Consider the following 8481-nt stretch of genomic DNA (forward strand, 5'->3'; position numbering starts at 1 on the left):
GGAGCGTTGTTCATTCTTTCGCAGAGTCTACAGGGGCGAGAGCAGCTTCGGCTGCATCGTCTGCCGAATTCGCGGCCGGCTCGACTTCGACATCGATTTCATCGGTGGTCACCGAACCGCTCTCATAGCTGCTTTCAAGACTGCTTTCGTATTCCTGCTGGATGGCGGTAATCCCACCCAGCAAGCCGCCCATGAAAAACAGCCCGATAAACACGATCCACAAAGAGCACAGCACTTTGACTGCCGTACTGTTCGGCGGAGGTGGTGGGCCATAGCGGTTGGCGCCGGTATTGCCCGGCACGACCATGATCACCAGCGGGAAGAAGCTGCCCACGAACGGAACAAGGGTCAGCAGCCAGAGCCATCCCGACCAGCCGATATCGTGCAAGCGCTGAATGCTGAACAGGATGCCGACGATCGCGAAGGCCAGGAACAGGAAGAAGGCGAGGAGACCGCCGATGATCAGCCCCGTCGTCGAGTCGGCGCTGACCAGGCCCAGGCCGATCAGCGCGAACACGCTGACGATTGGCAGGGTTACCAGGCTCAACACCATCGACCAAGCCAGGTAACGCAAACGGCCGATCCGGCCCTCGACGCTGAACGGCTTTAGCGGCGCGAACGCCGGCAGGCTTTCACCGACAGCGGCGCGAGGGGGCGCATAAGGCGAGTCAGGCTCCGCGACGGCGGCGCTTTGCTCGTGGACATCCGACAGATTCAGCTCGATGGGCGTTTCCGCTTCGATCCGGGCGTCGATCCCGGTCTTGCCCAGCGCTTGCAGATAGGTCTGCGCATCGCTGTGCGACAGATCACGCTTGAGCGCGACGGTGCGGCCATTGAACAGGCGCTCGATGGCGGCGACATCGCTTTTGAACAGATCGGCCAGGTTCAATTTGGCCGTGGTGATATCGACGCCGGGCTGGAGCGCGCCGTCGAAAACGATCTTGTAACGGGGTTCGCTCATGGCCGAGGCATCCTTGTCGCGAGATAAATTGAGTCTAAGGCCAGTCAGACAGCGACCGGCCAGGTTTCATTCAGCGCGGCCAGCGTTTCGGCAGTTGCGCTGCGTGCTCCAGGGCTTGGCGGTACTCGGCATCGAGACGCGCCACCAGTTGATCCACGCTTGGCAGATCGTCGATTTGCCCCACGCCCTGACCCGCAGACCACACGGTTTTCCAGGCCTTGGCTTCGTCGTTGATCGGCTTGAGCTTGTCGCCGAAATTCACTTCACCCTTGCCTTGCAGGGCTGCCATGTCGAAACCGGCGGCCTCCAGGCTTTGGCGCATGAAGCTGGCCGGAACACCGGACACGGCAGGAGTATGAATGATGTCGGCGGCTTTGGCAGTCAGCAGCATCTGCTTGTAGGCGTCAGGCGCATGACTTTCAGTGGTGCCGATAAATCGCGTGCCGAAGTAGGCCAGATCCGCGCCGAGCAGTTGTGCGGCGAGAATCTCATGCCCATGGTTCAAACATCCTGCAAGCAACAGGGTCTTGTCGAAGAACTCGCGGATCTCGGCGATCAGCGAAAACGGGCTCCAGGTCCCGGCGTGCCCACCGGCACCGGCTGCAACAGCGATCAAACCATCGACGCCGGCCTCGGCGGCTTTCTCGGCATGGCGGCGGGTCGTCACGTCGTGGAAGACCAGGCCGCCGTAACTGTGTACGGCGTCTACCACTTCCTTCACTGCGCCGAGGCTGGTGATGACGATGGGCACCTTGTGCTCGACGCAGATGTTCAGATCCGCCTCCAGACGTGGATTGCTCTTGTGAACAATCAGATTCACGGCATAAGGCGCCGGGTTCTCCAGTGTCGCCAGTCCCGCTTCGATCTGCTCCAGCCAGGCCTTGAATCCGCTGCTTTCGCGTTGATTCAGCGCCGGAAAGCTGCCGACCACGCCGTTACGGCAGCACGCCAGCACCAGTTCGGGGTTGGATATCAGGAACATCGGCGCCGCCACCACAGGCAGACGCAGACGTTGTTCGAGCAGTGCGGGCAGCGACATCGGAAGTACCCCGGAAAGTTGTATTTGTTGAAGTTAGAACGGCTTGACCACGACCAGAATTACGATAGCCAGCAATAGCAGAACCGGCACTTCATTGAACCAGCGATAAAAGACATGGCTGCGGGTGTTCTCGCCACGGGCAAAACGTTTTACCTGCGCGCCGCACATGTGGTGGTAACCGATCAACAGCACGACCAGGGTCAGTTTGGCGTGGATCCAGCCACCGCTGCTAAAGATGCTCGGGTTGAGATAGATCAGCCAGCCGCCGAAGATCAGCGCGGCGATCATCGCCGGGCCCATGATGCCGCGATAGAGCTTGCGCTCCATGATGCTGAAGCGTTCCTTGCTGATCGTGTCTTCACTTTGCGCGTGATAAACGAACAGTCGCGGCAGATAGAACAGCCCGGCAAACCAGCACACGATGCTGACGATATGTAGCGCTTTGATCCACAGATAGAGCATTTTTGGTTATTCCCTGATTCACGGTAAGCCGGATAGTAGAGGCTTGAGCGTCCGCACGTCACCTTGACGGTTGTCGCAGGGGCGCGCGGCCCCTATTATCGACGGCTTTCCAGTGGGTTCGTTGAGGGCAGGTTTATGGTCAAGGTCGGAATCGTCGGCGGCACGGGTTACACCGGTGTCGAACTGCTGCGTCTGTTGGCGCAGCATCCGCAGGCAGAAGTGGTGGTGATCACTTCCCGATCCGAGGCCGGTCTGGCCGTGGCTGACATGTACCCGAACCTGCGCGGTCACTATGACGGTCTGGCATTCAGCGTACCGGACATCAAGACGCTGGGCGCTTGCGACGTGGTGTTCTTCGCGACTCCGCACGGCGTTGCTCACGCACTGGCCGGCGAATTGCTGGCGGCCGGCACCAAGGTCATCGACCTGTCGGCAGACTTCCGTCTGCAGGACGCCGATGAATGGTCCAAGTGGTACGGCCAGCCGCACGGCGCGCCAGAGCTGCTGGACGAAGCGGTTTACGGCTTGCCGGAAGTCAATCGCGAGCAGATCAAGAAAGCACGCCTGATCGCGGTGCCGGGTTGCTATCCGACCGCGACGCAGCTGGGTTTCCTTCCGTTGCTTGAGGCGGGCATTGCCGACGCTTCGCACCTGATCGCCGACTGCAAGTCCGGTGTCAGCGGTGCCGGTCGTGGTGCTGCCGTAGGCTCGCTGTACTCCGAGACGTCGGAAAGCATGAAGGCCTATGCGGTGAAAGGTCACCGTCATCTGCCGGAAATTCGTCAGGGGCTGCGTCGTGCTGCAGGCAAGGACGTCGGTCTGACTTTTGTGCCTCACCTGACGCCGATGATTCGTGGCATTCACTCCACGCTCTACGCGACTGTGGTGGACCGCTCGGTGGATCTGCAGGCGCTGTTCGAGAAACGTTATGCCAATGAGCCGTTCGTCGACGTGATGCCGGCTGGCAGCCATCCGGAAACCCGCAGCGTGCGTGGCGCCAACGTCTGCCGCATCGCCGTTCACCGTCCGCAGGATGGCGATCTGGTGGTGGTGCTGTCGGTGATCGACAACCTGGTCAAGGGCGCGTCGGGTCAGGCCGTGCAGAACATGAACATCCTGTTCGGTCTGGATGAGCGTTTTGGCCTGTCCCACGCCGGCATGCTGCCGTAACGACTGATCTTGCTTGGTAAAAAGGCCCGTCTAACGGGCCTTTTTGCATTCTGGTCGGTTGATCTGCTTTATTGATATACCGTAACAATAGTTGACCGATTTTCTAGGACAAGCGGATAATGCGCGTCATCACGCATTATGGCGGCGTAACGCCGGGAGATAGTCAGCATGAGCGTCGAATCCTTCACCCCCACGGCTTTGCAATTCACTCAAGGTGCCGCGCACAAGGTGAAGAGCCTGGTCGATGAAGAGGGGAATGATCGCTTGAAGCTGCGCGTATTCGTTACGGGCGGCGGTTGTTCAGGGTTTCAGTACGGCTTCACCTTCGATGAAGATGTGGCCGAGGACGACACCATCGTCGAGCGCGAAGGCGTCAGTCTGGTGGTTGATCCGATGAGCTTCCAGTACCTGGCAGGTGCCGAGGTGGATTATCAGGAGGGTCTGGAAGGTTCGCGTTTCGTGATCAAGAACCCGAATGCCACCACCACTTGTGGTTGCGGCTCCTCGTTCTCGATCTGATAGCGTTTCACCAACACAATAAAACGCCGCAGAACCTCACGGTTCTGCGGCGTTTTGTTATCTGCGATTTGTCAGTTGGGGTAGATGGCGCCGAGTACGCGTAGGCCTTTGGCGCCGGTGACGCTCGGGCGATTGGCGGCGATCCCTTCCAGACAGCAGTGAGCCAGCCAGGCGAAGGCCATGGCCTCGACCCAGTCCGGATCAATGCCATGAGTCGACGTGCTGGCGACCTTGGCGTTCGGCAGCAACCCGGCCAGACGATTCATCAGTGTTGCGTTGTGAGCGCCACCGCCGCAGACCAGCAGTTCCCGAGTGTCGGACTGAGCGCTTTGCAGTGAATCGACAATAGTCAGTGCGGTGAGCTCCAGCAGCGTCGCTTGCACGTTCTCCGCCGGGAACACTGGCAGGCGCGAAAGGTGTTGCTCCAGCCAGGGCAGGTTGAAGACTTCGCGGCCGGTGCTCTTTGGGCCTTGCGTCACGAAAAACGGATCGCTGAGCAGGGCTTTCAGCAGGGTGGGCTCAACCTTGCCGCTGGCTGCCCATTGCCCGTTGCGGTCGTAGTTCTCGCCCCATTGCTGATGAATCCAGGCATCCATCAGCACATTCCCAGGCCCACAGTCGAAACCGGCTACAGGCTTGTTCGGCTCAATCAGACTGAGATTGCTGAAACCGCCGACATTCAGGACCGCGCGGTTACCGGTACGCTCTTCGAACAACGCTTCATGAAAGGCCGGAACCAGCGGGGCCCCCTGGCCACCGGCGGCTACATCGCGGCTACGGAAGTCGCTGACGACGGTGATGCCGGTCAGTTCGGTGAGCAGGGCGGGGTTACCGATCTGTACGGTGAAACCGCGTGCCGGTTCATGGCGAATGGTCTGGCCGTGGCTGCCGATCGCGCGAATGGCTTCAGGCTTGAGCTGTTGCTGTTCGAGGAGGGTATGGATCCCTTGCGCGGCGAGCTTCACCCAATTCTGCTGGGCAATCGCTGAACGGGCGATTTCGTCAGGGCCGCTGGCGCACAAGCCAAGCAGCTCGGCGCGCAGGGTGTCAGGCATAGGGATGTAGTGCGTGGCGACCAGATTGATCGCCGAGGATTGCTCGATCAGGGCGATGTCCAGCCCGTCGAGACTGGTGCCGGACATCACGCCGATATAAAGAGCCATGGCTTAACGTTTGCTCGAAGCCAGCATGGTGGCTTTTTCCTGATCCATACGAGCCATCAGTGGCTGGCTCTGCGCCAGGAAGCGGGCGCGTTCGGATTTGGCGATCGGGTCGGCCATCGGCAGCTTCTGGCCCAATGGATCGACGTGGACACCGTTGACCTGGAACTCATAGTGCAGGTGCGGACCGGTGGACAGGCCGGTGGTGCCGATGTAACCGATCACTTGGCCCTGTTTAACTGTGCCGCCGGTCTTCACGCCCTTGGCGAAGCCCTGCATGTGGCCATACAGCGTACGGTAAGTGTTGCCGTGCTGGATGATCACGGTGTTGCCGTAACCGCCGCGACGGCCGGCCAGCAGCACTTTGCCGTCGCCGGCAGCCTTGATTGGCGTACCGCGTGGAGCGGCGTAGTCGACGCCTTTGTGGGCGCGGATCTTGTTGAGGATCGGGTGTTTGCGGCCCATGGAAAATTTAGAGCTGATGCGGGCGAAGTCCACCGGTGTACGGATGAACGCCTTGCGCATGCTGTTGCCATCGGCGGTGTAATAGCTGCTGATGCCCTGCTTGTTGGTGTAACGCACGGCGGTGTAAGTCTTGCCGCGGTTGGTGAAGCGGGCGGACAGTATCGGCCCGTTGCCAACGGCTTTGCCGTTGACCACTTTCTGTTCATAGATCACATCGAACTCGTCACCCTGGCGGATATCCTGGGCGAAGTCGACGTCGTAGCCAAAGACACTGGCCATGTCCATGGTCAGGCTGTGGGAAAGGCCTGCGCGGGCGGCGGACTGCGACAGCGAGCTGTTGATCACACCGTGTACATAAGCGGTGCGAACAGTCGGTTTGGCGGTAACGCGGTTGAACACATAACCCTTGTCATTCTTGGTCAGGGTGATGGTTTCAACGTCGCTGATCTTGCTGTGCAGGTTGGTCAGCTGACCTTGTGGATTCAATTCGAATTCGAGTTTCTGGCCATGTTTGAGCTGACTGAACTGCTTGGCTTGTCTATCACTGGCCAGCACTTCATGGACGGCCGCGGCCGGGAGGCCGACTTTCTCGAACAGTGTAGAAAGCGTATCGCCCTTGGAGACGATCACTTCCCTGTGATTTGGGGCCTTCTTTTCTTCAGCTACCGGTGTCGGCGCTGGTGCGGCCTGAGCGGTTTCCTGCGTCTCTTCGGCGCTGTTTTCGATCTGTGCGAAAGGGGAAGCTACGGACTCATTTGTGGCTTGAGCTGCGTCGGCAGCGTCTTGATCTTGTGTCAGTTGTTCAGCAGGACTTTCCAGTTCAAGGCTCAGCGTTGTCTTTTTGGCTTCAACATCACTGGATGGAAACACCAGGAGCGCCAAGCTGAGAAGGGCGGCGATCCCACTTGCGGCGAGCAGGTGGGTCTTCGGGTAAAGCGGTGGCGCTTTAGACGGTTCAGTGGTCATAAGTAATTTGACTTTGAAAAAGATGAATTGGAAAAGATGAATGACATGATGAAGATGAAATAACTGTATAAAATATAACCAAATCATCTCTGAAGCAAGTCTGCGGACGCCCTGTCCGTGGATTGGTGTCCGTGCGCCGGGCAAAACTTGTATTTGGTGCGCGATCTTGTATGGTTGGTTCCCTTTGAATCTGAGCCTTGCGGGTCTGTTATGAAGTCGGTTGAAGAGCAGCTAGCGCTGATTAAACGTGGTGCGGAAGAACTGTTGGTCGAGTCCGAGCTGATCGAAAAGCTCAAGCGTGGCCAGCCGCTGCGAATCAAGGCCGGCTTCGATCCAACTGCGCCGGATCTGCACCTTGGTCACACTGTGCTTATTAATAAGCTGCGCCAGTTCCAGGAGCTGGGGCATCAAGTGATCTTCCTTATTGGTGATTTCACCGGAATGATCGGTGATCCGAGCGGCAAGAGCGCCACTCGCCCTCCATTGACCCGTGAGCAGGTTCTGGAAAACGCCGAGACCTACAAGGCCCAGGTGTTCAAGATTCTTGATCCGACGAAAACCGAAGTCGCGTTCAACTCCACCTGGATGGATCAGATGGGGCCTGCGGACTTTATTCGTCTGACTTCGCAGTACACCGTTGCTCGTATGCTCGAGCGTGATGACTTCGACAAGCGCTACACCACCAATCAGCCGATTGCCATTCACGAATTCCTCTATCCGCTGGTGCAGGGTTATGACTCGGTTGCTTTGCGCGCTGACGTTGAACTGGGTGGTACCGATCAGAAGTTCAACCTGCTGATGGGGCGTGAGCTGCAGCGTGGTTACGGCCAGGAAGCGCAGTGCATCCTGACGATGCCGTTGCTTGAAGGTCTGGATGGCGTGAAGAAGATGTCCAAGTCGCTGGGCAACTACGTCGGTATCCAGGAAGCGCCGGGTGTCATGTACAGCAAGCTGGTCTCGATTCCTGATGCGTTGATGTGGCGTTACTTCGAGTTGCTCAGCTTCCGTTCAATGGATGAGATCAATGCGTTCCGTGCTGATGTGGAGGTCGGCGCTAATCCTCGCGATATCAAGATCAAGCTGGCCGAGGAGATTGTTGCGCGCTTCCACGGTGAAGAGGCTGCGGCCAATGCTCACCGTGGTGCGGGTAACCGTATGAAGGATGGCGAGCTGCCGGATGATCTGCCAGAGATCGAACTGACAGCTGCCGAGGATATGCCGATTGCTGCTGTCCTTAATAAGGCGGGTCTGGTGAAGAACTCGGCAGCTGCTCGTGATCTGCTGGCTTCCGGTGGTGTGCGTGTAGATGGTGAGGTGGTTGATCGTTCCTTTATATATGTACTGGGCGCGACTCACGTTTGCCAGGCCGGCAAGAAGGCTTTCGCACGGATTACGCTGAAATCTGAGTAAAGTTGAAATAAGGGGTTGACGGCGAATTCCAGAGGTCTATAATTCGCCCCACTTCCGGCGCAGTCGAAACGGAAAACTCCTTAAGATTCAATGAGTTAAGTAAGTTTCGATAGTGGATCGCTTCAGTTCATCGAAGCCTGGAAGGAGTTGGAAATGCCGGTTTTCTGGTGCTTTCAACGGTTCGATCTTCTCGGTCGAAGGCGGAGAAAAAGAGGTGTTGACAGCAGCGTGTAACGCTGTAGAATTCGCCTCCCGCTAACGAGAGATCGGAAGCGCAAGTGGTTGAAGTTGTTGAAGAAATCTTCGAAAACTTCTGAAAATAATCACTT

Annotated in this window: 8 protein-coding genes; 3 read left to right on the top strand and 5 right to left on the bottom strand. The window is 58.1% G+C overall.

Annotation, left to right across the window (positions count from 1 at the left end; translation table 11 throughout):
- Positions 1–10: 10 nt before the first annotated feature.
- The 3 genes from BMZ46_RS27985 to hemJ form a co-directional block, all read right to left on the bottom strand.
- Positions 11–961 carry a DUF805 domain-containing protein gene (locus BMZ46_RS27985; protein WP_039768105.1) on the bottom strand — a complete coding sequence of 317 codons (951 nt, stop codon included), beginning with the start codon at positions 959–961 and terminating at the stop codon, positions 11–13.
- A gap of 70 nt (positions 962–1031) precedes the next feature.
- Positions 1032–2000 carry an NAD(P)H-dependent flavin oxidoreductase gene (locus tag BMZ46_RS27990; protein ID WP_074692253.1) on the bottom strand — a complete coding sequence of 323 codons (969 nt, stop codon included), beginning with the start codon at positions 1998–2000 and terminating at the stop codon, positions 1032–1034.
- 33 nt (positions 2001–2033) lie between these two features.
- Positions 2034–2462 (bottom strand): protoporphyrinogen oxidase HemJ, encoded by a 429-nt coding sequence (hemJ, locus tag BMZ46_RS27995; protein ID WP_011336184.1) that lies wholly within the window; start codon positions 2460–2462, stop codon positions 2034–2036.
- Positions 2463–2597: 135 nt separating this feature from the next.
- Between hemJ and argC the strand changes: the two genes are divergently transcribed.
- The gene (argC, locus tag BMZ46_RS28000; protein ID WP_074692255.1) at positions 2598–3632 is read left to right on the top strand and encodes an N-acetyl-gamma-glutamyl-phosphate reductase; all 1035 of its coding nucleotides are present in this window, start codon (positions 2598–2600) and stop codon (positions 3630–3632) included.
- Between the two features lie 168 nt (positions 3633–3800).
- Positions 3801–4151: an iron-sulfur cluster insertion protein ErpA gene (erpA, locus tag BMZ46_RS28005; RefSeq protein ID WP_003228776.1), complete on the top strand. Its 351-nt coding sequence runs from the start codon at positions 3801–3803 to the stop codon at positions 4149–4151.
- A 71-nt stretch (positions 4152–4222) separates the two neighbouring features.
- On the opposite strand, the gene BMZ46_RS28010 is transcribed toward erpA, so the two are convergent.
- Both BMZ46_RS28010 and BMZ46_RS28015 read right to left on the bottom strand, forming a co-directional pair.
- Positions 4223–5314, bottom strand: coding sequence for an anhydro-N-acetylmuramic acid kinase (locus BMZ46_RS28010; protein ID WP_074692258.1), 1092 nt, complete (start codon positions 5312–5314; stop codon positions 4223–4225).
- Between the two features lie 3 nt (positions 5315–5317).
- Positions 5318–6742 carry a peptidoglycan DD-metalloendopeptidase family protein gene (locus tag BMZ46_RS28015; RefSeq protein WP_074692261.1) on the bottom strand — a complete coding sequence of 475 codons (1425 nt, stop codon included), beginning with the start codon at positions 6740–6742 and terminating at the stop codon, positions 5318–5320.
- Positions 6743–6952: 210 nt separating this feature from the next.
- Here BMZ46_RS28015 and tyrS point away from each other — a divergent pair, with 210 nt between their 5' ends.
- Positions 6953–8152, top strand: coding sequence for a tyrosine--tRNA ligase (gene tyrS / locus BMZ46_RS28020; protein WP_074692263.1), 1200 nt, complete (start codon positions 6953–6955; stop codon positions 8150–8152).
- The last annotated feature ends 329 nt before the right edge of the window (positions 8153–8481 follow it).

The sequence above is a fragment of the Pseudomonas sp. NFIX49 genome, assembly GCF_900115915.1.
GTDB classification, from domain to species: domain Bacteria; phylum Pseudomonadota; class Gammaproteobacteria; order Pseudomonadales; family Pseudomonadaceae; genus Aquipseudomonas; species Aquipseudomonas pharyngis.

Coding starts and splice junctions, on each gene's coding strand:
- argC (WP_074692255.1), top strand. CDS start 2,598: ATGGTCAAGGTCGGAATCGTCGGCGGCACGGGTTACACCGGTGTCGAA.
- BMZ46_RS27990 (WP_074692253.1), bottom strand. CDS start 2,000: ATGTCGCTGCCCGCACTGCTCGAACAACGTCTGCGTCTGCCTGTGGTG.
- tyrS (WP_074692263.1), top strand. CDS start 6,953: ATGAAGTCGGTTGAAGAGCAGCTAGCGCTGATTAAACGTGGTGCGGAA.
- BMZ46_RS27985 (WP_039768105.1), bottom strand. CDS start 961: ATGAGCGAACCCCGTTACAAGATCGTTTTCGACGGCGCGCTCCAGCCC.
- BMZ46_RS28015 (WP_074692261.1), bottom strand. CDS start 6,742: ATGACCACTGAACCGTCTAAAGCGCCACCGCTTTACCCGAAGACCCAC.
- erpA (WP_003228776.1), top strand. CDS start 3,801: ATGAGCGTCGAATCCTTCACCCCCACGGCTTTGCAATTCACTCAAGGT.
- BMZ46_RS28010 (WP_074692258.1), bottom strand. CDS start 5,314: ATGGCTCTTTATATCGGCGTGATGTCCGGCACCAGTCTCGACGGGCTG.
- hemJ (WP_011336184.1), bottom strand. CDS start 2,462: ATGCTCTATCTGTGGATCAAAGCGCTACATATCGTCAGCATCGTGTGC.